The sequence below is a fragment of the Kitasatospora sp. DSM 101779 genome (genome assembly GCF_025655475.1).
Lineage (GTDB): Bacteria > Actinomycetota > Actinomycetes > Streptomycetales > Streptomycetaceae > Kitasatospora.
Map to the genome: position 1 here is coordinate 7,819,765 of NZ_JAHTIK010000001.1, position 23,388 is coordinate 7,843,152.

A 23,388-nucleotide genomic window follows, 5' to 3' on the forward strand; every position below is an offset into this window, starting at 1 on the left:
GACAGTGACCCGGGAGGACGAGATGAACGAGCCAGGACAGGCGAAGAAGGCCGTGGACGAGCCTGCGGACACGACGGGGGACGTACGGCCCGACCGGCCTGGCGCACCCGGGTCCGAGCCGCCGCAGGCGGCGGAGCCCACCGAGCCGCGGCCCCCGCTGCCGCCGAAGCCCGACCAGACCACCCCGCGCCCCGTCTCGGCGACCGGCCGCTCGGCCGGCTCGGAGCCCGGGGTACGCGCCCAGAACGGGGAGTTCCTCACCACGGCGCAGGGCGCCCGGCCGGCCGACTCCGACCACTCCCTCAAGGCCGGCCCGCGCGGACCCGTCCTGCTGCAGGACCACCACCTGCGGGAGAAGATCACCCACTTCGACCACGAGCGCATCCCCGAACGCGTGGTGCACGCCCGCGGTGCCGGCGCCCACGGCGTGTTCCGCAGCTACGGCACCGCGGCGCCCCTCACCAGCGCGGCCTTCCTCGCGGAGGACGTCGAGACGCCGGTGTTCGTCCGGTTCTCCACCGTGCTCGGCTCCCGCGGCTCCGCGGACACCGTGCGCGACACCCGCGGCTTCGCCACCAAGTTCTACACGAGCGAGGGCGTCTTCGACCTGGTCGGCAACAACATCCCGGTCTTCTTCGTCCAGGACGCCATCAAGTTCCCGGACGTCGTGCACGCCGCCAAGCCGCACCCGGACCGGGAGATCCCGCAGGCGCAGTCCGCCCACGACACCTTCTGGGACTTCGTCTCCCTGCACACCGAGGCGACCCACCACACCCTGTGGAACATGTCCGACCGCGGCATCCCCCGCTCCTACCGGACGATGGAGGGCTTCGGCGTGCACACCTTCCGCCTGGTCGACGCCGAGGGCGGCACCTGCCTGGTGAAGTGGCACTGGAAGCCGAAGCTCGGCGTGCACTCCCTGGCCTGGGAGGAGGCGCAGCTGATCGCCGGGGCGGACCCGGACTTCCACCGCCGCGACCTGTACGACGCCATCGAGGCGGGCGCCTTCCCGCAGTGGGAGCTGGGCGTCCAGGCGCTCCCCGACACCCCTGAGCAGACCTTCGAGGGCATCGACCTGCTCGACCCCACCAAGCTCGTCCCCGAGGAGCTGGCCCCGGTGCAGCCGGTCGGCCTGCTGACCCTCAACGGCAACCCGACGAACTTCTTCGCCGAGGTCGAACAGGTCGCCTTCCACCCCGGTCACCTCGTCCGCGGCATCGACGTCACCGACGACCCGCTGCTCGCGGGCCGGCTGTTCTCCTACCTCGACACCCAGATCACCCGCCTCGGCGGCCCCAACTTCGCCCAGATCTCGGTGAACCGCACCCACGCGCCGGTCAACGACATGCTGCGCGACGGCTTCCACCAGGACGCGGTGCACGACGGGGTGGCGCCGTACAAGCCGAACTCCCTGGGCGGCGGCTGCCCGTTCTTCGCCGGCACCGAGGAGCACGCCTTCATCGAGCACCCCGTTCCGTTGCCCGCCGCGGCGAAGGTCCGTGCGGCACCCGCCTCCTTCGACGACCACTTCGGCCAACCCCGGCTGTTCTGGGCGAGCATGAGTCCGCCCGAGCGCGAACACATCGTCGCCGCGTACACCTTCGAACTCGCCAAGTGCTACGAACAGGCCGTCAAGGAACGCAACCTCAAGGTGCTGGCCGAGATCGACCCACAACTCTGTGCGGAGGTGGCCCACGGACTCGGGTTGCCCGCGCCGGAGGCGAGCGCGCACCCGGAGGCGACCCCCAGCCCCGCCCTCTCCCAGGTCGGCCGGAGCTGGCCGACCGACGGCCGGGTGGTCGGCATCGTCGCCGGTCCGGCGGGCGAACTCGAAGCACTCGCCGCCGCTCGCCGAGCGGTCCTGGCGGCGGACATGGTGCCGCTGGTCGTCGCACCCACCGGGGGACGGCTGACGGCCGACGGTGCCGACCCGGTGGACGTCCAGCGGACCTTCGCCACCGCACGGTCCGTCGAATTCGACGCCGTGCTGCTCGCCGGTGCCCCCGCTCCCGGCGGTGACGCGGACGGCGGCCGCGACGCCAAGGCCGGTGGCCCCTCCGGCCCGACCGCAGACGTCGACCCCCGCATCACCCTGATGGTGGGCGAGGCCTGGCGGCATGCCAAGGCCATCGGCGGCTGGAACGGCGCCGAACGCGCCCTGCGGGCCGCCGGCATCCCCGCGGACGCGCCGGGCGTCGTGCTCGGCGACGACGGCGAGTCCGTCCTCGGCCGGATCACCGACCTCCTCGCCGCCCACCGCGTCTGGGACCGCTTCCCGCCACCGGGAACCACCGAGTGACCCCCGCCCAGCAGGATTCCCCCGCGGACGGACCCGCTCCCTCCGCGCGCCGCCACGATCTCGTGGTCGTCGGCGCGGGCACGGGCAACGCGCTCGTCGACGACCGCTTCGCGCACCTGGACGTCGCGGTGGTCGCGGAAGGCCCCTTCGGCGGGACGTGCCTGAACACGGGCTGCATCCCCAGCAAGATGCTTGCCGTGACCGCCGACGTCGCCGATGCCGTCCGCGACGCCGGCCGGCACGACGCGGACGCCACCCTCCACCGGTTGCGGTGGCCCGACGTCCAACGCCGGGTGTTCGGCCGGCTCGACGCCGTCTCCGGGAAGGAGGAGGACCGGCGCCGTTCCTCGCCCTTCGTGACGGTCCACCGCGGCACGGCCCGGTTCACGGGCGCCCGGCGGCTGTGCGTCGAAACCGCCGAGGGACCGTTGGACGTGACCGGCCGGCGTGTCGTGCTCGCGGCGGGCGGCCGGCCGACCGTCCCCCCGGCCGTCGCCGACTCCGGCCTGCCCTACGAGACCTCCGACACCGTCATGCGCACCCCGGTGCCCCCGGCGCACCTCGCCGTACTCGGCGGCGGCTACATCGCCGCCGAACTCGCCCACGTCTTCCACGCGGCCGGTAGCCGCATCACGATCATCGAACAGCGCGAGCAGCTCCTCACCGACCAGGACGAAGACGTCTCCGCCGCCTTCACCCGGGCCGTGGAGTCCCGCTACGACCTGCGCCTCGGACGCGAGCTGACGCGGGTCGAGGGCGCCCCGGGCGCCCTGCGGCTGGTCCTGGACGACGGCGCGGTCGTGGCGGCTGACACGCTGCTGGTCGCGGTCGGCCGCCGGCCCAACACCGACCGCCTCGCCGTGGAGAAGGGCGGCATCGCCTGCACCGACGAGGGCCTCGTCAGGGTCGACGGACAGATGCGCACCAGCGCCGAGGGCGTCTGGGCGCTCGGCGACATCGTGACGGGAGTACCGCTCAAACACGTCGCCAACCGGGAGGCGGACGTGGTCGCGCACAACCTGCTCCACCCCGGGACGCCCCGCACGATGTCCTACGACGCGGTGCCCTCCGGCGTCTTCACCCGGCCGCAGATCGCCAAGGTCGGGCTCACCGAGCAGGACGCCCGGGCGCAGGGCATCGACCACCAGGTGGCCGTCCACCGGTACGAGGACGTGGCCTACGGCTGGGCGCTGGAGAACACCGAGGGATTCTGCAAGATCCTCGCCGAGCGGTCCACCGGACGACTTCTCGGCGCCCACCTGATCGGACCTCAGGCGGCCGCACTCCTCCAACCCCTGGTCCTCGCCATGGCCATCGGCATGACCGCCCACGAGGCCGCCCGGCGGCAGCTGTGGATCCACCCCGCACTGACCGAGGTCGTCGAGAACACCCTGCTCGGCCTCCGGACGGAGTAGCGCCGACCGCCGCGCCGCACAGCCGCACAGAGGAGCACCCATGAGAAATCGACGGCAGAACCCGCCCGACACCCGCGGCCCGGAGGAGGAACCGCGCCGTACGACCAAACCCTGGGACGAGGCGGCGGGGGACCGTGCCTACGGCGACCGCGCCGCCGGAGCCCGGGACCCGGTCGGCGGCGCACGCCCGGAGACCGGAGGGCCACGGGAACGCTACGACGCCACGGCCGAGGCCGAGGAGACCCGGAACGAGTAGGCCCGTCGTGGGCCCAGTGGGTGGACGTTCCGGGCGGCGTCGAGCGTCTCTGCGTGAACCTCTGCTGTTACGGCCGAGTGCCCGGGGTCGGCACTCCTCGTCCTCGGGCGTCACCCCACGCAGAGATCCTCCGGTGGGCCAAACCGACAATGCCGCGCTGACGGTCATTCGGGAGCGATCGCGGGCAACGCTCTCCACGGTCGCCGTCGCCGTGGTCACCGGCTCCGGATCCACGACCACCGGGCACCGCCCGCGCGTGGTACTCGCCCACGGCAAGGAACGCCTCCCCTCCACCACCGCCCAGGACCGGGTCTCCCACGGGGACCGCACCGTCGTCGGCACCGTCGCCTCCGAGACCCGGCTCCCCGCCTCCGACGAGGAGGTCGAGGCGGGGGAGGGCTGTCTGAGCCGCACGGTGACTGAACGTCAAGCAGCGGCTGCGGGTCCGCAGCGGCGCCCCCGCCCTGCCCGCCAGCCTCACGATCACCGCCGACGGCTGGGTCTTCAAGGGGTCGCAGAGGACCAGCAGCTCACCCTCCGGCAACACCGGAGACCACACCGCCGGCTGACCACAGGCCGCGACGAGCAGACCGGCAGCATCCACGGACAGGAAAGGTGGGACGTGGACCTGACGAGCGATCACCTCCGACGGGCACGTCGGGAGTGATCGCTGTCCAGGGCGTGGTCGCGTTCGTGAGCCGTTCCCCGGGCGGCCGACTGCTGGTTTCAGAATGGGATTCGGAGTCGTCGCAGGCCGTGATGGGGTGGCCGGGTCGGCGCGGAGTCGGACCGGAGGCCGTGCTCCGTCACAGCCCGCTGGCCAGCCAGGCGGTCACGGCCGCGGTGGTGATGAGGCCGATGTTGAGTGCGATCCGGCGGTCCTCGCCGGTCAGGTGGACGGCGATCGCTCCGGCCTGGAGGAGTACGAAGCCGCAGGCCGCGCCCGGCGCCAGCAGGGGTGCGATGCGCGTCAGCGGCGGGAGGATCAGGCCGATCGCGCCGAGTGTTTCGACCGTTCCCAGCGCCCTGAGGGCGGGCAGTGGTACGCGATCGACCCAGGCCATCATCGGTCGGAGCCGGTCGCGGCTGCGGATCACCTTCAGAGTGCCCGCGTAGAGGTAGAAGAGGGCGAGCGGCCCCGCGACGATCCAGTAGGTGGTGTTCATGGTTCCCGTTCATGGGGCCCCGGTGCACGGGGACCCGGCGGCTGTTTCAGGCGAGGTCGGTGGCAGGCTCGGTCGCGTAGCGGCTCATCGCGTCGACATTGGCCTGCGGCGTCAGCGGCCGGCCGCCGGCGAGCACCTCCTGGAGCTCCCGGAAGTACTGCACGTACAGGTCGGGGGTGAACGTGCTGAGCATGACGGCGGGTTGGTCGGTCGGGTTGGCGAAGGTGTGCGGGGTGCCGGGCGGAACCATCACCAGCGTGCCCGTGGTGGCGTCGTGGCTCTTGTCCCCGACGGTGAACCGCACGGTGCCGGAGAGGATGTAGAAGCCCTCGTCGTGCCGGGCGTGGCGGTGCTGCGGCGGTCCCTGGGTGTGCGGGGCGAGGACGGACTCGGCGATCGCGAGGCGGTGCCCGGTGTGGCTGCCGTCCTCCAGGACGCGCATGCGTGTGGTGCCCAGAACGATCGTCTCGCCGTCGCCGGGACCGACTACCGACACGGCGGGGTCGGCCTGCGGCGCGTTGGCCTCTGCTTCTTCGGTCATGGTCACCAGTGCACCGCCGGCGGCCTGCCGGTGTCCAAGACCCGTCCCGCAGCGCCGATACTCCATGAGTATCGTTGCAGCGTGGAGCTACGGATCTTGCGCTATTTCGTGGCCGTCGCCGAGGAACTCCACTTCGGCCGGGCGGCCACCCGACTGCACATGAGTCAGCCGCCGCTGAGCCGGGCGATCAAGCAGTTGGAGGCCGATGTCGGGGCCCTGCTGTTCGCCCGCTCGCCCACCGGCGTCACGCTCACTCCGGTGGGCGCGGTGCTGCTCGACGAGGCGCGGGCCCTGCTCGACCAGGCCGACCGTGTCCGTGCACGCGTGAGTGCGGCCGCCGGCGCCGCGACCATCACCGTCGGCATCCTGGGCGACGGCGCCGACCCGGGAGTGTCCAGGCTGGCCGCCGCCTACCGCCGAACCCACCCCGGCGTCGACATCCGCATCCGCAACACCGATCTGACCGACCCGACCTGCGGGCTGCGCGCCGGACTGGTCGACGTCGCGCTGACCCGGGCTCCGTTCGACGAGACGGCCCTGACGGTGCGTGCGCTGCGAACCGATCCGGTCGGCGTGGTCCTGCGCGCCGACGATCCATTCGCCCGCCGCGACCGGCTGCGGGTCGCCGAGCTGAGCGACCGCCGCTGGTTCCAGTTCCCGCAGGGCACCGACCCCGTCTGGCAGTCCTACTGGAACGGCAACACGCCGCGCGAGGGCCCGGTGGTGCGCGACGTCCAGGAATGCCTGCACGCCGTGCTGTGGAACGGCACGGTCGGCCTGGCCCCGCTCGGACACCAGCTGCCCGCGGAGTTCGCGGTGGTACCGCTGACCGACATGGCGCCGAGCCGGGTGGTGGCGGTGTGGAACGAAGGCGACCCCAACCCGCTGATCCGATCCTTCATCGAGATCGCGACAGCCGCCTACCGCCACTGAGCGCGGGCAACCCGGTACCGCTGTATCGGCGCGACGGCGAGGAGCCTTGGGGACGGCCGGCGTCGACCTGAATCGCTCCGGCGTCCAGCGGGCCTGTCAACCGCGCACGGTGGTGGTTCGCGGTGCCCTGTCTGCATGGGGTGATGCATGCAGCAACATCTGGAGACGCTGTTGCGAGTCGTGGTCCAAGCTGATGAGGAACCTCTCGTAGTCCTGAGGATTCGCCCAGGACGCGAAGGCGATCACATTGATATAGCGATTCACCAGATGTGGTGTTTCCGAGAGCAACTGGGAGTACCGCGCCATCCACCGATGTTCGACCAGAACGCCCTGCCTCAGGATTCCCGACGCAGAGACCTGTGCAGACATTTCGTTGCCCACCATAAGCCTGGCCAGCACAGAGAGAGGTGCCTCCAGGCGTCCCGCACACAGGTATCCGATTTGGTCGCCGGTATACGTCGTGGCCCGGTAGTACGGATTGAGGAACGGTGAGACGAACCTGAGATCCTTAAGATAGTCGAGCAGTATGCTGATGTGGGCGAACCTGGCATGCCGTGACTTGAGCGCGCCTACGTAACTCGCGATGATGAAATGCAGGCGCGCGTATTGCTCTTCGTGAAGTCCGGCAGCGAAGGATCCGTCGAGAAGAATCACCCGGTGTCCCAGAAGGTGGACCAGCTGAGCCTTCCCCTCCGGTGGAGCACCCAGCCCTCGCTCCTCACCGAGGCGAGTCGGCCGACCGAGCCCGAAGCCCGGTGGCCACCGGCGCGGACCGCCTTCCAGCGGAACCGTGCCTTCGACGCGCTCACGGCGTGGGGACATGCATCAGCGGCCCGGAGAACGCGGACGGCCTGAGCGCCCGCGAACCTCGTGCCCGCCGCACGGCCGATCGCGCGTGCTCGACGGGCGACTGGGCGGGCGGTTGCGCCGAAGACCCGCCGCCTGGACCGATCTCGCAGTCGAGGTGGAGGACCAGCGCCGATCCCGGGACGTTCGTGGTGATGATCAGCAGCAGGGGCGGCGCCGCGGTGGATCTGTGCTCGCGCGGGGTGGCAGTCACGGGCACCCGCGACTCCGGCTGACGGTACGTGTTCGCGTTCCGACATCAGGGCCGCGGCGAGCTGCCGGCGCGGCGTTCCCGGGCCGGCAGGCCAGCCACCCGGATGCGAGCCGACACGACTCGGCAGACCCTGGGAGAAGCGGACCACGGAGGCAGGCCATGAGTGGCGAGCACACCCGGGCGCCAAGCGCGATCGTCCATATGTCCATATCCGGCAGCCCGTCCGCAGCTCAGGCAGTCGCCGACGCTGTGGGGCAGTCGTTCAGGCTGACCACTGCCCCGGACCCGGTGACGGCCGGCGATTACGCGGCGCCGTCCGAGGCGGTGAATCGCGAGCGATGGCAGGTCGATACGGCCGCACCGATCGAAGACGCTGCTGCACAGCCGGTCGCCCCTGCGGCCCCGGGAACCGGCTCGGTGAGGGTGGAACTCGGCGGGCGACCCGATGCGGTTCGCAAGGTCATGGCGCTGATTCGGGGGTGCTATCGGTCAGGGCCGCCGGCAGGTGTGTCACAGGGGTTCGAGGTCTGGCCGGAGGATCGCCTCAAGGACGCCGAGTAGCGCAGCCACCGGTGGTCCGCCGGACCCGCGTCGGGCGAGGTCAGCGCCATGTCTCAAGACCGGCGCCTGCTACGAGTACCTGACGTCGACCTGTCCGTCCGTGGAGGAGGGCGCCGGCCGGAGGGGGGCGGTGACGGAGGTGAGGTTGTCCTCGGTCTGGAGCCGGATCTCCTGGTGAGCCCGCTGTGACCGGATCGTGAGGACCTTCGAAGCCGGCAGTGGAAGTGCGGCTCAGCGCGCCGGGCGCCACATGGTGGTGACGACCGGCCCGGCGTCGGTGGTGATCCGGTCCCGGGGGACGAAGCCGGCCCGCTCGTACCGGGGGAGGTTGGCCGGGTTGGTCGACTCCAGGTAGGCCGGCGCGCCGAGCGCGTCGACACGGTTCAGGACCTCCGCGACCAGGCCCATGCCCAGTCCTCGGCCCCGGTGATCCGGATGCGTGGCGAGCAGGGTGAGGTAGAAGTGCGGTTCGTCGGGGTGCGCCTCCTCCAACTGGTCGCAGATCCGCACGATGTCCGCCGACACCTGCGGCCCCGCGACCTCCGTGAGGAAGTCGTCGAGCCCGGCCGTCTCGGCGTCGGTCAGCTCCGTCCCGCCGGGCGGGATCCACAGCGCCATGGCTTCCAGGCCTTCGGTCACGAACAGCCAGGGGTACCGGAGTGCGGAGGTTACGTACAGCCGCCACATCGCGGCGGCCTGCTCGGCGCGGCGGGTGCGGTCCGGGAAGACCGGGCCCCACAACGGGTCCTCGAAGAACGCGGCGGTCAGGATGTCGACGACGGCGTCGACGTCGGCCGGTTCCGCGACGCGGGCCGGTACGGGCCGGTATGCGAAGGGCACCACTCCACAGTAGCCAGGCCCTGCCCGACCTCGCGCACGCCGCACCGCTGCCTGATTCGCTTCAGGCGTTCGGCCGCGTCCGGCCGCGTCCGGCCGGGCATCGTGCCGGACCGGCGCCGGGCTTTCAGGCTGCACCGGGTGACCGGGGCCCGTGCGGTCCGCGTGGCCTTCTCCACCCGGGCGTGGTCAGCTGCCGAAGGCCCGGGGTACCCACTGGTCGAGGTGGTCGGCGACCGGCCGCAGCTCGGTGGCGAGGAGCTGCTGCTGCGCCGCCGCCCACGGTTCGGCGAGAACGGTGGCGATCGCGCCGGGGAACGTGGAGAAACGGGCGCAGGCCAGGACGGAGGCCCGCAGCCGCGGACCGCATGTCCTCGTCCTCTCCCCGCCGGGCGGTCACCGTTCACGTAACCGCCTCGACGACGGCCGCACCCGGCTCACCACCTGGCACATGCACAGGAACCGCCGCGAGGACCGACCGGCACCCGGCGCACGCCGGAGGGCCGCCGCGGAACACCGCGGCGGCCCTCGTCGCCCTGCGGGTCAGGAGCTGCCGGGTGAGATCCGGCCGCGCCACCCGCCGCTCTCCATGCCCTGGTCCTCGACGAACGACTTGAAGCGCCGCAGGTCGCCCTTGACCCGGCGGTCGACCATGCCCATCATGTCGGCGGCCTTCTCGGCGATGCCGTCCGGCTCGAAGTCCATCGCCAGCCGCACCCTCGTGTGCTCGCTGTCGAGGCGCTCGAACGTGACCACGCCCATCTGCTGCACGTCCCCGCCCACGGTGCGCCAGGCGATCTTCTCGTCGGGCAGCTGGTCGACGATCTCGGTGTCGAACTCGCGGCTCACCCCGGCGACCTTGGTGCGCCAGTGGTTGTGCCGCTCATCGATCTGGGTGACCTCCTCCACACCCTCCATGAAGCGTGGGAAGTCCTCGAACTGCGTCCACTGGTTGTACGCGGTGTGCAGCGGAACCTCCACCTCGACGGACTCTTGAACCATGCTCATGCCGGGCCTCCAGTCTTCTCGTCCAACAGGTCCGCGGGGCGTCTGCCCGACCGGTCCGGGTTCTAACGGGCCGGCGTGCGTGTCGTGCACGGCCCTCGCCCGGCGTTCCGCCGATGATGGCCCGATGACCGATGTCCCGTCCGACACCGATGTCCTGCCGGAGGCCGCTCTGGCGAAGCTGACCGAGCTGCGGGACCTCGCGGTCGGCGCCGTGCAGGCTTGGGAGGCCGGTGACCGGCAGGCCGCCCACCGCGCGGTGACGGCGGCGACCTCGGCGGCAGCCACCGCACTGGGCGTGCTGGTGGCCCTCGACAGGGACGTGGACCGCGGTCGGGCCGAGCCCGACACCCCGCCGGCGGCGGGTCCGGTCGGTCATTGGTGGGGCTGATGTCGTTTCGCTTCCGCCCTGTGGCGCAGCCTCTAAAGGGAGAGGGTGCCGCGCCGACCCTCCCGGTAGCGGGCGGCCGCCCCCCTGCCGCCGACGAGGAGGTGGTCCGTGATGCCCGGTGCCACCCGTTCCGAGCCCACGCCTCAGGGCCGTCCGCCGCCCGCTCCCACGTCCCCGGCACCGACGGCACGGACACCGACGACACAGGCACCGGACGCTGCCGTGTCGCGACAGCCCGCGGACACGGCGTACAGGGCATGGCTGAGGCTGGCCGGTCTGAGCGACGGCGATCCGCCACGGGAGGTCCGGGTGGCTGCCGGCGTCGTGGACACGGTGACGACCGACCTGTGGAGGGCCGTCGTCGACGGTGTTGCCGTCTGCCTCCGCCGGACGGAGGTCCCTGCCCCGCTGTCGCCGGCCCGCCCGACGCGGGTGCTGGTGCAGATCGCGCTCGCCGCCCTCCCCGACACCACGGATCAGGACACCGGCAGGCAGCACACGGGTGAGGGGGACGCCGCCGCCCCCGACACGGTGCGCCTGGCGGTCGCGTTCATGGAGACCCACGCGGCCGACCACATCGTCCTCGCCGACCTCGCCGCGGCCGCCTTCGTGACTCCGCGCGCCCTGCAGTACGCGTTCCGCCGCCACCTGGACACCACACCCCTGACCCACCTGCGGCGGGTCCGCCTGGACGGGGCCCACCGGGACCTGCTCGCGGCCGACCCGGTGACCAGCACCGTGAGCGAGATCGCCGCACGCTGGGGCTTCGGCCACATCGGCCGGTTCGCCGCTCTCTACCGCGAGATGTACCGGTCCGCCCCCCGCACCACGCTCCGTCTCCCGGTCTGAGACGGCCGATACAGGTGCAGCCGAGGCCGCCGTTTTCCGGCCGGTCGGCTGGGCAGCCGCAGGGCAGGGACGCAGCACGGACCCTCGGCGGGAGCACGCCATGACTCCGGCCCGCCCGGGTCGGCGGCCCCACGGACCCCGGCTCGACGACCCACGGAAGGACGGAGTCCCGGGCCGAATCCGCTCCGGCGGGCAGAACCGGGTCGCGGCGGCACGACGCCGAGCCGGCCCGACGACCCGCTCCGCGACGACCCGCCCGGGACGAGCCGTCCGGCGGGCCCACCGCCAACCCGCACCACGTCACCGCTCCCACCGACACGGAGAACGCCATGGACCTCGGCTTCCTCGCACCGCTGATCGGCAGGCCCGGCCCCTGGGCCACGGTCTGCCTGGACACCTCCCGCACCACCGAGGACGCCCAGCAGCGGCAGGTGCTGCTGCAGCGGACAGCCGTGCGGGAGCTCGCCGACCGGGGGGCCGACCCCCACAGCTGCCGCGCCGTCGCGGAGCACCTCGCGGGCGAGCCGGCCTCGGGCTCGCCGCCGGGCCGGGCCCTGTTCGCCGCCGGCGGGGAGGTCGTGCTCGACGTCCCGCTGACCGGCGCACCCCCGGTCGTCGAGACCGCCTGGGGGCCGCTGCCGCACCTTGCCCCGCTGCTGGGCCGTCTGGAGGCCGCGGACGCAGACTGTCTGGTCGCCGCGATCGACCGCACCGGGGCGGACCTGGAGATGCGGCGCCTCGGCCGGGCCGAACCGCTCGGCACGGTGGACGGCGCCACCTGGCAGGGCAGGGGCCACCGCGCCCCGCCCACGGACCGCTACGAATGGCACTACCGGCACCGCGAGCAGGACGCCTGGGACCGGTCCGCGGACACGATCGCCGGCCACCTCGTCGAGGCCCGCTCGGACTGCAACGCCCACCTGGTCGTCCTCACCGGCGACGCGCGCGAGCGGCGGGCCGTCCACGAGCGGCTGCCCAAGCACCTGCAGCCCCTCACCGTGGAGGTCGACGGCGGCGGCCGCGCCGGCGGCATCCACACCGAGACCTTCGAACGGCGGCTCGACGAGGCGTGGCAGGAGTTCTGCCGGCACCACGCGGACGAGATCCTCGAGCGGTTCCGCAACGGCACCGGCCGCCCCGGCGAACGCCGCACGGACGGCACGGGCACCGAGATCGCGGCGGGCGCCGCGGCCGAGGGCGTCCCCGCCGTCACGGCCGCCGCCCGGCAGCACCAGCTCGCCACCCTGCTGCTCGGCCAGGACGGTCCGGACACCGGCCGCGAGGTGTGGATCGGGCCCGAACCCGAGCACATCGGCACGGACCGCGGCGCCGTACGCAGCATGGGCGTCCCCCGTCCCGAACGCGCGCAGGCCGGCGACGCGCTGCTGCGCTGCGCCATCGCCTCGCACGCCGAGGCGATCACGGTGCCGGACGGCGCCGGGGGGCCGGTCGGCGGAGTGGGCGCCGTCCTGCGCTGGCGGAGCTGAGCCGAGCGTGGAAGGGGTCTGTACACCGCCGCGTGCGGGCCGGGCCGTGCCCGGCCCACCGCATACCGGTACGGCCGCTCCTGCCGCGTGCCCGGACCGCCTTCGGGGTCTCCGCGCCTGGGCCCTCTGAGCGGGCGTGACGGTGTCTCAGAGGCCTTTCCGTCGCACCGGCCCCGTCGAACCGCCGCCGGCCGCCGCCTGGTGCGTACTGTCGGGAGTGCCCGCCGTGGCCGGGGCCCGGGTGGCGGGCGATCCGGGTCCGTGGCACCGCTTCCCGTACCGGGGGACGCCCGAGATGAGTGACGCCCCAGATGAGTGAGAACGCCGTCCCCCCGACGATGCGCGCCGTGGCCTACCGCACGAGCCTGCCCGTGGACGACCCGGACTGCCTGCAGGACGTGGAGCTGCCGGTGCCGCAGCCGGGGCCGCGGGACCTCCTCGTCCGGGTGGAGGCCGTCGCCGTCAACCCCGTCGACTACAAGGTGCGGCAGAACGTCGACCCGGCGGGGGAGTGGAAGGTCCTCGGCTGGGACGCCGCCGGCACGGTGGTGGCGGTCGGCGCCGAGGTGGAGCTCTTCCGGGTCGGCGACGAGGTCAGTTACGCCGGGGCGATCGACCGCCCGGGGACGAACGCCGAGTACCACGCGGTCGACGAGCGGATCGTCGGACCCAAGCCCGCCTCCCTCTCCTTCGCCGGGGCCGCCGCCTTGCCGCTGACCTCGCTGACCGCCTGGGAGGGCCTGTTCGAGCGGCTGGGGCTGTCCGCCGCCGCCCCCGACCGTCCCGGCGCCCTGCTGGTGACGGCCGCCGCCGGCGGCGTCGGATCGGTCGTCGCCCAGCTGGCGCGGGCGTTGACCGGGCTGACCGTGATCGGTACCGCCTCCCGCCCGGAGAGCGCCGAGTTCGCGCGCCGGATGGGCGTGCACCACCTCGTCGACCACCACCGGCCGCTCGTACCGCAGCTCGCCGACGTGGCGCCCGACGGCGTGGACTTCGTCTTCAGCACGGCCGCCACGGACCGCAACCTGCCCGCCTACGCGGAGGCCCTGAAGCCGTTCGGTGCGATCGTGGCCGTCGACGACCACGACGCCCTGCCGGTCGGGGTCCTCAAGCCGAAGAGCATCGCCTTCCACTGGGAGTTCATGTTCACCCGCGCCCTGTACCGGACCCCCGACCAGGACAGGCAGCACCGGATCCTGGCGCGGGTGGCCCGCCTGGTGGACGACGGCGCGCTCACCACGACGGCCACCCGTGACCTCGGTCCCCTCGACGCCGCGAACCTGCGGGAGGCCCATCGCCTGCAGGAGTCCGGCAGTGCCATCGGCAAGACCACCCTCACGGGCTTCCGCCGATGACCCCGCGCCTCGCGCTCGGCACGGTTCCGGCTGCGATCTGCAGGGGCGTCAGACCCGGCCGGTGGGCTCGGGAACGGGCGTGTGACCCGGGTGCGCCACCACCACGGGCCCGCCGCCGCGGCCTAGGGTGGGCGGCATGACGAGCGACGACGGCGCGGAGCCCGACCTCACCCCTGCGGCCCGACGACTCGCCGACTGCTACCAGCGGCTGCTGGAACTCGTCGAACGGTGCAGCCGGTCGATGGAGGTCGGCGACTGGGTGATCCTCGCGGACGAGGCCGGTGACCTGTCCGTCACGGCGGACGAGGTCGCCTCCGCGGCCGAGGCGCTCACGCGCGACGAGGTCCCGACCAGGCCGGTGGACGTCCTCGCCATGGTGGAGCGGCTGTCCCGACCGCCGGAGTGAGGCCCGTTTCACCGGCGGCGCCGTTGCCACCAACGGCGCAGCGTGGCCTCGGCGGGGCCGTCGACCGAGGTGTGGCCGTCGACCGGGGCGAGGCCGTCGACCGCGGTGCGGATGCGGTCGAAGGTGACGATCTCGTTCGCGCCCTCGCCGGGCAGGGCGAGGCCGACGCACAGCAGCCGGAACCGGTCGTCCCCGAGCGAGAGGCCGATGAAGACCGGTCCCCCGGCGCACCCGTCGGGCAGCGGACCGTCCCAGCGGACGACACCGTCCGCGTCCCGTGCGATCGCGCCGCCGACGACGGCTTGCAGCCGCTCGCCCGCGTCCGCACCGACGTCATGGCCCAGGAGGTAGGCCGGCACCGGGCCGTCCCCGATCGCGGCGACGTCCTGTGCGGAGGCCGCGAGGCCCTCGGTGATCTCGTCGGTGGTCCACCGCCAGCCCTTGCGCTCGGCGTGGGCGTCGAGCCCGGCGGTCGGCATCACCGCCACCCCGAGACGGTCGAGGTGGGTCCAGCCGGCGGCGAAGTCGGTCATGAGGAGCTGCTCCGCGCTCATCGCCGGTTCGCACAGCTCGGCGCGGAGCGTCCACTGCGCGAGGTCGTACCGCGTCAGTGCTCCGGCGGTCACCAGGTACTGCCTGACGGTCTCGCCGTCGGGTGTGCTCCCGATCAGGTGGTTGTACCGGAACGCCGTCCCGTGGTTCCGGCCGGCGTTCGCCTGTTGGAAGGGCAGGGTCGAGCGGCCGGCGCTCTGCACGACGGCATTGACGATGTGGTGGCGGGGGGCGAAGGTTTCGGACATGGAGCCGGACACTACCGACCGGGCGCACGGCGGGCGTGATCTTTTCGCCGCCCGCGGCGGAGGCGGCCCGGAGTCCGGCAGGTCGTTCCGCCCGGCGTGGGCGGCAGTTGATCGACCGTGGTCCAATGCCCGGGTCGATCGACTGAGGGGGAGTCATGCGTCGTCGGGCGTTCATCGGTACGGGCGTCGGGGTGGTCGGGGCACTCGTCACCGGGCTGGCGTGGGCCGCGCGGTCCGAGGATGCGGGGGCCGAGGCGGCCGAGCGGGAGGTCCAGAACGGCCTCGAACCGGCAGGACTGCGCACGTGCCTGGAGAAGCTCGGCCCGGTGGCGGCCGCGCACTGGACGGAGGAGTCGACGGGTACGGGCTCCCGGGTTCCCGGACCCTCGGACTTCTTCCTCCAGGCGTTCCTGACCCTGGCCCCGGGCGGCGTGGCCCGACTGCTCGAGGGGTACCCGACGAACCCGGCGTCGCTGCCGCCGGTGCGTACCGCGGCCGAGGCGACCAAGCACTGGGACGAGATCCCGCCCGCACTGGCGGCGTTCGCCCCGAGCGGCGCCTCCTGGGTCGGCTCCGAGTCGCGCACGGCGACCCTGGTACGGGCGGACCATGCGACGCTCTGCTTCGACCGGGCGTCCGACACGGTCTACCTGAAGACCGTCAACCTGCACCTGCCCCACGCGTCCTGAGTGGGAAAGGGCTGCGGACCCACGGCCTCCGGCCGGTGTGAGGCGACGCCCTACGGCGTGTCATCAAAGGCGATCGGGCAGCCGTGGGGGGCGCGGGGGCACCCCGGGCCGAAGACTGGGGGGAACTGCGCGATTCGGATGCGGACCGCCGTGCGAATCCCGGCTGGGCTCATCTCACTGGGGTGCCCGCCCCCGGACTGCGAAGGTCCCCGCCCCCTGGATCACCCAGCCGGCTGCCCTTGGAAGACACTCCCCAGGACGCCGTGCGTCACGCAGCGCTCGGAGCGCGTTCAGGCGGGTGTGCGGTCCGCGAGCACGTTCCTCAGTTCGGCGGTCGAGGCCCGCAGGATGCCCGGCAGGTCCGGCCGGCCCGGGTCGTCGATCCAGCGGGCGAAGGCGACCTTGAGCACGGCGATCCCCGTCTCGGCGGCCAGACCGGCGGCGGGGTCGGGCGTGCCGCGGTCCCGCAGCGCGTCCGCCATCGCCTCGGCCAGCCCCGCGAGCTTGATCAGTTCGCGTTCCCGGAGTTCCGCGTGTGCCGACACGACGGCGTTCCGCAGTCTGACGCGTTCGGCGTTCGCCTGGAACTCGGCCCCCAGGGCTTCGAGGGCGGCACCGACCGCGTCCATGGCCGACGCGTCGGCCGGCGCCTCGGCGACGGACCGTGCCAGCAGTTCCTTCGCCATCTCCGTGCCGAAGAACAGGACTTCACGCTTGTCGGCGAAGTGCCGGTAGAAGGTGCGCTCGGTCAGGCCGGCCCGTGCGGTGATCTCCACGACGGTGGTCTGCTCGTACCCCTGCTCGGTGTAGAGCTCCAGTGCCGCCTGCGCCAGCCGGCCCCGTGCGTTCGGCTCCCATCGACCCATGCCGCGATCCTACGCGATGACAGGACCTGTCATCGCATGTACGGTGTGATGACAGAACCTGTCATCACTTTTGGGAGGCACTGCCATGCGGGTATTCGTCACGGGCGCGTCCGGATGGGTCGGCTCCGCCGTCGTCCCCGAGCTCATCGGCGCAGGTCACCGGGTGCTCGGGCTGGCCCGGTCCGACTCCTCGGCCGCCGCCGTCACCGCCGCCGGAGCCGAGGTGCTCCGCGGCGACCTGGACGACCTGGACGCGCTGACGGCCGGCGCGGCCGGCTGCGACGGGGTCGTCCACCTCGCGTTCATCCACGACTTCAGCCGCTTCGAGGCCTCCGTACAGGCCGACGCCCGCGCCGTCGAGACGCTGGCCGCCGCGCTGGAGGGCACCGGCAAGCCGCTGGTCGTCACCGCCGGCACCGCCGCGGTACCCGGGCGGACCGCGACCGAGCACGACACCTCCGCCCCGGGCTCACCCGCCGCCGGCCGGGACGCGAACGCCCGGGCGGCGCTCGACTCGGCAACCCGCGGCGTCCGACCGTCCGTCGTGCGGCTGCCCCGGACCGTGCACGGCGACGGCGACCACGGCTTCGTCGCCCACCTGGTCGCCGTCGCCCGGGAACGGGGAGTGTCCGGCTACGTCGGCGACGGGGCCGCCCGCTGGCCCGCCGTGCACGTACGGGACGCGGCGCGCCTGTACCGCCTCGCGCTCGAGCAGACCCCGGCCGGCTCCGTGCTGCACGCCGTCGCCGACGAGGGCGTGCCGGTCCGCGAGATCGCGGAGGTGATCGGCCGCCACCTCGGCCTGCCGACCGCCTCCGCCGCTGCCGAGGACTTCGGCTTCCTGGGCCGGATCCTGGCCGTCGACCAGCCGGCCTCCAGTGCGCTGACCCGCGAACTGCTCGGCTGGCGCCCCACCGGGCCGGGCCTCGTCGAGGACCTGGAAAAGGGCCACTACTTCGCCTGAGCACGCCCGCCGTCGCCCGCACCGTCCCGCCGTCCCCGCACTGCCACGGGGACGGCGGGGCAGCCCGAACCGGGCCGCCTCAGCGGCGTGTCCCCCCGGTCGCGGCCACGGCGCGGTCGAGTGCGGCGGCCGGGAAGGGCGTCCGTTTGCTCTCCGTGAGCAGCCGGCGGTGGAAGCCGTCCAGGACGGCCGCGGCCCGGGCGTGCCGTTCGATGATCGCCGCGATCTCCGGCAGCACACCGCCGGGCCTTCGACCCGCGATCCACCGCTGCAGGAACACGCCCATGTCGACGCCGCCCCCGACGGGGCCGACGAGGTGGTGACGGAGGAGATGGGTCGCGGCGTAGTGGCGGTCGTACGCGAGATGCTCCGCGAGGAAGCGCTCCTCGGCCGCCGAGAGCTCGAAACCCGAGCTCAGGGCCAGGCCGAAGTCGGCGAAGTAGATCAGCCGGCCGTCGGTCAGGAGATTGCCGAAGTGCGCGTCGAAGTGCACGAGCCCGCGCGAACTCATGAAGGCCGCTCCCCGCACCAGCACATCCTCCACCCACGGGTACGGGGATCCCTCGACGGCCGGTGCCGCCTGCCTCTCGTGCAACCACGCACCGAGTGTCTGCGGTACGTGCTCCAGGAAGAGCACCAGGCTGTGGGAGGACCGGCCGATGGCCTCCAGCCGCTCGCGGACGGCCCCGGAGTCCTCCCAGTGGGCGACCGCTCCGTCGATGCCCCCGAACGCGTCGACGAAGCCCTCGGGCGGGGAATCCGGCAGCACACGCCAGTGGTACAGCAGCGGAAAGCCTTCGTACCGCCTCCCCAGGACCCAGTTGGTGGTCATGATGTGGACGGCCAGCTCCCGCCAGGCACCGAAGCCGGCCGAGCCCACCCCGTACTGGTAGAACAGCGGCAGACCGAAGAGGTTCGCCGTCGACCGGACGTTCTCCGGCCGGATCTCGACGTCCGTCAACGGCACCCGCTTGACGAAGACCCGTGTCCCGTCGACGTCCAGTTCCGCGGACCTGCCACCGATCCCGGACCCGACCGGAGAGGCGGACGCCAGGACGTCACCGAGTCGCCGGTCACTCAGCAACGACAGGCGGGTGGCCACCGTCCCACGGGCAGCGAGGCGCTCGGCGTACGGGGACTCGCAGCGGCACATCGACGGCTCCTCGGTGCCCCGACCGGGGCTTCGACGATCACTCGAACGCGATCGACCCTACCCGGACATGACGGGCCATCAGGACAGCCGTCGACGGACCTCGACCGCACCTGGCCCGGTGCCGTGGGCGGGATTCCCTGGTGCGGCCTGCGTCGGTGTGGCCGACGTCGGTCGCCCGGTCACCGTCGGGCGAGACGGCGTTCGCCGCCGGCCCCGGGCTGGTAGTCGAGGTGATAGTGGGCGAAGACCTCCGGTTCCCGGTCGGCGGGCAGGACCCCGTCGGTGTCGATGGCCGGCGCGTCCTTCACCAGGGCCTTGGGGTGGGCGACCTTGAGGTAGCCCGGCCCGGCGACGGCGCCGTCGAGCGGTACGAACACGAGCCGGTGGCGGGTCGGCAGGCCCACGGTGACCGTGGCGAAGGAGGGCTGGTCGGTCGCCGTGTCGACGTAGACCGACTCCAGGATGCCGATCTTCTTGGCGTCCTGGTCGACGACATCGTGCTGACGCCACTCGCGGATGTCTGCCAGCTGGATCATTGCGCCCTCCAGTCCACCGTTCCCCGTCGCCCGTCGCCCGTCGCCCGTCGCCCGTCGCCCGCCGCCCAGGCCGGGCGGCCGTCCGACGGGGAACGTCTGCCCGTCCCGGCCGTCGGTAACCGGCGCAGGCAGACCGTTCCACCGACTCCCGGCCGGGGTCCCCGGGCAGCCGATCGGCATCGGCCGCGGTGTGCAGGGCTACCGGGTGGGTCGGCGGCCGTTCCTGCGGACGCGCGCGCCGCCGAGGGCGAGGGCGACCAGCAGGACGAGGATGCCGATGAACAGGAGGTACAACAGGCCGTCCGCGGCCACGCCGATGAGACCGAGCACGATCGCGACGATCACCAGGAAGAGGATCCATGCCATGGAGGTTCGCCTCCCGCCGACGAGATGACGGTGCGCGGGACCGCGCCGCCCACGACGGCGGTCGGGGCGGCGGTCCCGGCAGCAGGCCCGCGGTTCAGGCCCTGCTCGAGGCTCGTGCCCAGCCGGCGCCCGTCGATGCACGGCGGCGCCGGTGACCGGGGGACCGTCGACGCTGCCGCTCGCCCCCGGGCCCGGGCTACGGCGTGACGTGAACGGCGATCGGGCAGCCAGAGGGGCGCGGGGAACTGCGCCATGCGGATGTGGTCCGCCGTGCGAATCCCGGCTCGGCCCGTGCCACTACGGTGCCCGCTCCCGGACTGCGCAGTTCTCACCCAGACTTCGGCCGGGAGGTGCCCCACGCACCCCTGAATCAACCACCCGACCGCCCTTTGACGACACTCCCCGGGCCCTTGTGCCCGGGCCGGGCGGCCCCGCGGACGGGCGAGGGCGACGCATCGGAGGTTTGCATCGCGCGGTCCGGTGACAGCGGTCTGAGCCGCCCCTAGCATCGGCACACCGCCGCGACCGTCGCGCCGAACGGGCGGCCGGCCGAGCAGTGGCCGACCGCCCCGCGGGTCCCGGGGCGCGCCCCACCGCTGCCCCGGGACCGTCCACGGCTGTGCGCCCGTGCCGAGGCCCGGTGTGCCGGCATGCCGCTGTCCTGCATCGCGGCGACGGCCGGGAGGTGCCCCCACGCGCCCCTTGTCGGTTCCCAGCCGTTGACGACGCGCTCTGCGCCCGCCAGCCGGACGGACCCTAGGTCACCGGGTCGGCGGAGGCCCGGGCGGGGGCTGTGACGGTGTCGTGGGGGCTGAAGGTGCGTCGGTAGGCGGCGGGTGAGACCCCGAAGGCCGTACGCATGTGGGTGCGCAGGGAGTTCCCGGAGCCGAGGCCGGCCCGGTGGGCGACCAGGTCGATCGGCAGGTCCGTGGTCTCCAGCAGGTGCTTGGCCATCTCCAGGCGCTGGACGGTCAGCCACTGCACCGGGGTCATGCCGACCTCGTCGCGGAAGCGCCGGGTGAAGGAGCGCAGACTCATCCGCGCGTGCTCGGCGAGCCGGTCGAGGGGCAGCGGCTCGCCGAGGTGCTCCAGCGCCCAGGCTCGGGTGGCGGTGGTGCTGGCGACGGTGGGCTCGGGGACGGGGCGGTCGATGTACTGCGCCTGCCCGCCGTCCCGCCACGGCGGCACCACGCACATGCGGGCGGCCCGGTTGGCGACCGCCGCGCCGTGGTCGCGGCGGATCACGTGCAGGCACAGGTCGACGCCGGCGGCGACCCCGGCGGAGGTCAGTACGTCCCCGTCGTCGACGAAGAGGACCTCCTCGTCGACCCTGACGTCGGGGAAGGCCCGGCGGAAGTCCGGGGCCAGGTTCCAGTGCGTGGTGGCCGGCCGGCCGTCCAGCAGGCCGGCCGCGGCGAGCACGTAGGAGCCGGTGCAGATCGACACCAGCCGCGTGCCTGGCCGGATCCCGGCGATGGCCGCGGCGACGGCGGGCGGCAGCGGGCCGCCGTGGCCCAGTTCGGGCATGGCGTGCGTGGGCGGGACGATCACGGTGTCCGCGGCGGCCATCGCCTCGGGCCCGGCGGCCGGCTGCACGGTGAAGCCGGCGTCGCTGAGGACGGGTGCGCCGTCGGCGGTGCAGACCGTGACCTCGTACAGCGGACGCCCCTCGGCGTCCTCGGCGCTGCCGAAGACCCGGGACGGGATGCCGAGCTCGAAGGGCGGGACCCCGGGCAGCGCGAGCACGGCGATCCGGTGCCGTCGGACCGGCGAACCCGGCGTCCCGTCCCGCTCGCTCTCCGTCATCGCCGTCCGCGTTCCACTCATGGCCAGATCCTGTCACATAGTGGCCGAACGGCCAACACCATGCCGGGCCGTCCTGCCGGATCGTGGACTGCGTCGCCGGGGGACACCGGCGCACAGGGATCGGAACGACGCTCGAACCGGCGAGTGACCGACGAGCGGAACGAAGAACGAGGCGGAGAACATGCGTGCAGTGGTCGTGGAGCAGTGGGGCGGGCCCGAGAATCTGGTCGAGCGCGAGGTCGAGCGTCCCGAGCCCGGGCTGAACGAAGTCCTGGTGCGGGTGCACGCGGCCGGAGTGAACCCGGTGGACTGGAAGGTCCGCGCCGGCGGCGCCCTCATCGAGTGGGGCGCGGTGCCGGCGGTCGGCTGGGACGTGTCCGGCACGGTCGAGGCCGTCGGCCCCGGCGTCGGGATCTTCCGGCCGGGCGACGAGGTCTTCGGGATGCCGCTGTTCCCGCGCCAGGCCGGCGGCTACGCCGAGTACGTGGTCGCACCCGCCCGGCACCTCGCCCCCAAGCCCGCCGGCCTGACGCACGTGGAGGCTGCGGCACTGCCGCTCGCCGCGCTGACCGCCTGGCAGTCCCTGGTCGACGCGGCCGACGTCCGCCTCGGGGAACGGGTGCTGGTGCACGCGGCGGCCGGCGGCGTCGGCCACTTCGCCGTGCAGATCGCCAAGGCCCGCGGCGCCTACGTCATCGGCACGGCCAGCGCCGGCAAGCACGACCTGGTGCGGGAGCTCGGCGCGGACGAGATGGTCGACTACCGCGCGGTCCGGTTCGAGGACGTGGTGTCCGACATCGACGTGGTGCTGGACGGCCTCGGCGGCGAGACCGCCGAGCGCTCCCTGACGGTCCTCCGGAACGGCGGCCGGCTGATCACCCTGCCCGGCCCGGACGACGTCCCCGCCACGCGCGACGGGGTGCGGGCGGCATGGGTCTTGGTGGAGCCGGACCACCTGGGCCTGCGCGAGATCGCCGCCCTGGTGGAGCGCGGCGCGCTCAAGCCCGTCGTCGAGACCGTCCTGCCGCTGGCCGAGGCCGCGAAGGCGCACGAGATCGGCGAGCAGGGCCGCACCACCGGCAAGATCGTCCTCACGGTCGACTGAGCCGGGGCCGGCCAGCCGGCGCGCTCGGGCCCGGCGAGGTGCCGGTCCCCCGGCCGCGCGAGCGAGTTCACCCGGTGGCGTCGCCGTGGTGGGCGGTGGACCCGCCGGCGCGGCGGCGCCCCGGGTGGGGCGCGCGACGAGAATGGGCCGCATGCACGCCGTGCAGGAGTACGTCGAGGCGATCACCCCGGAGCACCGCCCGCTGTTCGTCCGGGTGAGCGGCCTGATCCTGGAGGCGTTCCCGGGGACGAGCCCGACGCCGTCGTACGGGATGCCGACCTACCGGCTCGGCCATCGCAGGCGACACGTCGGCGCGTGGCGGCGCGGCGTCCCGATGTACGGCCGGGGGAAGGACCGCGACGGGGGCTTCACCGCCCGACACCCCGCGCTCGTCAGCGGGCGGGGCACCACTCGGCTGCGGCCCGAGAACGCGGAGGGCATCACCGACGACGAGCTGCGCGACCTCGTTCGCGCAGCACTGGAAGCATGAGCGAACCCGCCGCCGAAGCGGCCCTGACCCCCGTCGGAGCCGTCCGAGCCGG

General features: G+C 73.3%; 25 protein-coding genes. 14 read left to right on the forward strand and 11 right to left on the reverse strand.

Going from position 1 to position 23,388, the window contains the following annotated elements:
- Window positions 1–22: 22 nt before the first annotated feature.
- From KSNIM_RS35780 to KSNIM_RS35790, 3 genes are read left to right on the forward strand one after another with little or no spacing between them, the layout of a single operon-like run.
- Window positions 23–2,299 carry a catalase gene (locus tag KSNIM_RS35780; protein WP_263107348.1) on the forward strand — a complete coding sequence of 759 codons (2,277 nt, stop codon included), beginning with the start codon at window positions 23–25 and terminating at the stop codon, window positions 2,297–2,299.
- Window positions 2,296–3,714: a mycothione reductase gene (locus tag KSNIM_RS35785; protein ID WP_263107349.1), complete on the forward strand. Its 1,419-nt coding sequence runs from the start codon at window positions 2,296–2,298 to the stop codon at window positions 3,712–3,714. The genes KSNIM_RS35780 and KSNIM_RS35785 overlap by 4 nt, the downstream gene beginning before the upstream one ends.
- Window positions 3,715–3,754: 40 nt before the next feature.
- A complete protein-coding gene (locus KSNIM_RS35790; protein WP_263107350.1) occupies window positions 3,755–3,970 on the forward strand; it encodes a hypothetical protein in 216 nt (71 codons plus the stop codon).
- Between the two features lie 806 nt (window positions 3,971–4,776).
- Here KSNIM_RS35790 and KSNIM_RS35795 read toward each other — a convergent pair.
- Window positions 4,777–5,136 (reverse strand): DoxX family protein, encoded by a 360-nt coding sequence (locus KSNIM_RS35795; RefSeq protein WP_263107351.1) that lies wholly within the window; start codon window positions 5,134–5,136, stop codon window positions 4,777–4,779.
- 46 nt (window positions 5,137–5,182) lie between these two features.
- On the reverse strand, window positions 5,183–5,677 hold the full coding sequence (locus tag KSNIM_RS35800; RefSeq protein ID WP_263107352.1) for a cupin domain-containing protein: 495 nt from the start codon (window positions 5,675–5,677) through the stop codon (window positions 5,183–5,185).
- Between the two features lie 81 nt (window positions 5,678–5,758).
- Between KSNIM_RS35800 and KSNIM_RS35805 the strand changes: the two genes are divergently transcribed.
- A complete protein-coding gene (locus KSNIM_RS35805) occupies window positions 5,759–6,610 on the forward strand; it encodes a LysR family transcriptional regulator (protein ID WP_263107353.1) in 852 nt (283 codons plus the stop codon).
- Window positions 6,611–6,706: 96 nt separating this feature from the next.
- Here KSNIM_RS35805 and KSNIM_RS35810 read toward each other — a convergent pair whose 3' ends face one another.
- The gene (locus KSNIM_RS35810) at window positions 6,707–7,264 is read right to left on the reverse strand and encodes a hypothetical protein (protein WP_263107354.1); all 558 of its coding nucleotides are present in this window, start codon (window positions 7,262–7,264) and stop codon (window positions 6,707–6,709) included.
- A 565-nt stretch (window positions 7,265–7,829) separates the two neighbouring features.
- Here KSNIM_RS35810 and KSNIM_RS35815 point away from each other — a divergent pair.
- Window positions 7,830–8,231, forward strand: a complete 402-nt coding sequence (locus tag KSNIM_RS35815; RefSeq protein WP_263107355.1) for a hypothetical protein — start codon at window positions 7,830–7,832, stop codon at window positions 8,229–8,231.
- A 231-nt stretch (window positions 8,232–8,462) separates the two neighbouring features.
- On the opposite strand, the gene KSNIM_RS35820 is transcribed toward KSNIM_RS35815, so the two are convergent.
- Window positions 8,463–9,071: a GNAT family N-acetyltransferase gene (locus KSNIM_RS35820; RefSeq protein WP_263107356.1), complete on the reverse strand. Its 609-nt coding sequence runs from the start codon at window positions 9,069–9,071 to the stop codon at window positions 8,463–8,465.
- Window positions 9,072–9,611: 540 nt separating this feature from the next.
- Window positions 9,612–10,076, reverse strand: a complete 465-nt coding sequence (locus tag KSNIM_RS35825) for an SRPBCC family protein (RefSeq protein WP_263107357.1) — start codon at window positions 10,074–10,076, stop codon at window positions 9,612–9,614.
- Window positions 10,077–10,200: 124 nt separating this feature from the next.
- Here KSNIM_RS35825 and KSNIM_RS35830 point away from each other — a divergent pair, with 124 nt between their 5' ends.
- The 5 genes from KSNIM_RS35830 to KSNIM_RS35850 all read left to right on the forward strand — a co-directional run bounded on the left by KSNIM_RS35830 (window position 10,201) and on the right by KSNIM_RS35850 (window position 14,561).
- Window positions 10,201–10,464: a hypothetical protein gene (locus tag KSNIM_RS35830; RefSeq protein WP_263107358.1), complete on the forward strand. Its 264-nt coding sequence runs from the start codon at window positions 10,201–10,203 to the stop codon at window positions 10,462–10,464.
- Between the two features lie 309 nt (window positions 10,465–10,773).
- Complete coding sequence (locus KSNIM_RS39235) at window positions 10,774–11,313, forward strand: helix-turn-helix domain-containing protein (protein WP_317634093.1); 540 nt, start codon at window positions 10,774–10,776, stop codon at window positions 11,311–11,313.
- Window positions 11,314–11,642: 329 nt separating this feature from the next.
- Window positions 11,643–12,800, forward strand: a complete 1,158-nt coding sequence (locus tag KSNIM_RS35840; RefSeq protein ID WP_263107359.1) for a hypothetical protein — start codon at window positions 11,643–11,645, stop codon at window positions 12,798–12,800.
- Between the two features lie 311 nt (window positions 12,801–13,111).
- The gene (locus KSNIM_RS35845; protein WP_263107360.1) at window positions 13,112–14,155 is read left to right on the forward strand and encodes a zinc-binding alcohol dehydrogenase family protein; all 1,044 of its coding nucleotides are present in this window, start codon (window positions 13,112–13,114) and stop codon (window positions 14,153–14,155) included.
- Window positions 14,156–14,291: 136 nt separating this feature from the next.
- Window positions 14,292–14,561: a hypothetical protein gene (locus tag KSNIM_RS35850; RefSeq protein WP_263107361.1), complete on the forward strand. Its 270-nt coding sequence runs from the start codon at window positions 14,292–14,294 to the stop codon at window positions 14,559–14,561.
- Between the two features lie 8 nt (window positions 14,562–14,569).
- On the opposite strand, the gene KSNIM_RS35855 is transcribed toward KSNIM_RS35850, so the two are convergent.
- The gene (locus tag KSNIM_RS35855) at window positions 14,570–15,361 is read right to left on the reverse strand and encodes a hypothetical protein (protein WP_263107362.1); all 792 of its coding nucleotides are present in this window, start codon (window positions 15,359–15,361) and stop codon (window positions 14,570–14,572) included.
- Window positions 15,362–15,516: 155 nt separating this feature from the next.
- Between KSNIM_RS35855 and KSNIM_RS35860 the strand changes: the two genes are divergently transcribed.
- Window positions 15,517–16,050, forward strand: coding sequence for a hypothetical protein (locus KSNIM_RS35860; RefSeq protein WP_263107363.1), 534 nt, complete (start codon window positions 15,517–15,519; stop codon window positions 16,048–16,050).
- A gap of 290 nt (window positions 16,051–16,340) precedes the next feature.
- Here KSNIM_RS35860 and KSNIM_RS35865 read toward each other — a convergent pair whose 3' ends face one another.
- A complete protein-coding gene (locus tag KSNIM_RS35865) occupies window positions 16,341–16,916 on the reverse strand; it encodes a TetR/AcrR family transcriptional regulator (RefSeq protein WP_263107364.1) in 576 nt (191 codons plus the stop codon).
- A gap of 85 nt (window positions 16,917–17,001) precedes the next feature.
- Between KSNIM_RS35865 and KSNIM_RS35870 the strand changes: the two genes are divergently transcribed.
- Window positions 17,002–17,880 (forward strand): SDR family oxidoreductase, encoded by an 879-nt coding sequence (locus KSNIM_RS35870; RefSeq protein ID WP_263107365.1) that lies wholly within the window; start codon window positions 17,002–17,004, stop codon window positions 17,878–17,880.
- Between the two features lie 79 nt (window positions 17,881–17,959).
- Here the strand turns inward: KSNIM_RS35870 and KSNIM_RS35875 are convergent, their stop codons facing one another.
- From KSNIM_RS35875 to KSNIM_RS35890, 4 genes are all read right to left on the reverse strand, one after another.
- Window positions 17,960–19,033 carry a protein kinase family protein gene (locus tag KSNIM_RS35875; RefSeq protein ID WP_263107366.1) on the reverse strand — a complete coding sequence of 358 codons (1,074 nt, stop codon included), beginning with the start codon at window positions 19,031–19,033 and terminating at the stop codon, window positions 17,960–17,962.
- 179 nt (window positions 19,034–19,212) lie between these two features.
- Window positions 19,213–19,569: a PRC-barrel domain-containing protein gene (locus KSNIM_RS35880; RefSeq protein WP_263107367.1), complete on the reverse strand. Its 357-nt coding sequence runs from the start codon at window positions 19,567–19,569 to the stop codon at window positions 19,213–19,215.
- A 198-nt stretch (window positions 19,570–19,767) separates the two neighbouring features.
- On the reverse strand, window positions 19,768–19,935 hold the full coding sequence (locus KSNIM_RS35885; protein WP_263107368.1) for a hypothetical protein: 168 nt from the start codon (window positions 19,933–19,935) through the stop codon (window positions 19,768–19,770).
- 756 nt (window positions 19,936–20,691) lie between these two features.
- The gene (locus KSNIM_RS35890) at window positions 20,692–21,741 is read right to left on the reverse strand and encodes a GlxA family transcriptional regulator (RefSeq protein ID WP_263108238.1); all 1,050 of its coding nucleotides are present in this window, start codon (window positions 21,739–21,741) and stop codon (window positions 20,692–20,694) included.
- A gap of 181 nt (window positions 21,742–21,922) precedes the next feature.
- On the opposite strand from KSNIM_RS35890, the gene KSNIM_RS35895 reads away from it, so the two are divergent.
- Both KSNIM_RS35895 and KSNIM_RS35900 read left to right on the forward strand, forming a co-directional pair.
- Entirely contained in the window at window positions 21,923–22,846 is a 924-nt protein-coding gene (locus KSNIM_RS35895) for an NADP-dependent oxidoreductase (protein ID WP_263107369.1), read from the forward strand.
- Between the two features lie 151 nt (window positions 22,847–22,997).
- Window positions 22,998–23,336: a DUF1801 domain-containing protein gene (locus KSNIM_RS35900; RefSeq protein WP_263107370.1), complete on the forward strand. Its 339-nt coding sequence runs from the start codon at window positions 22,998–23,000 to the stop codon at window positions 23,334–23,336.
- Window positions 23,337–23,388 lie beyond the last annotated feature (52 nt).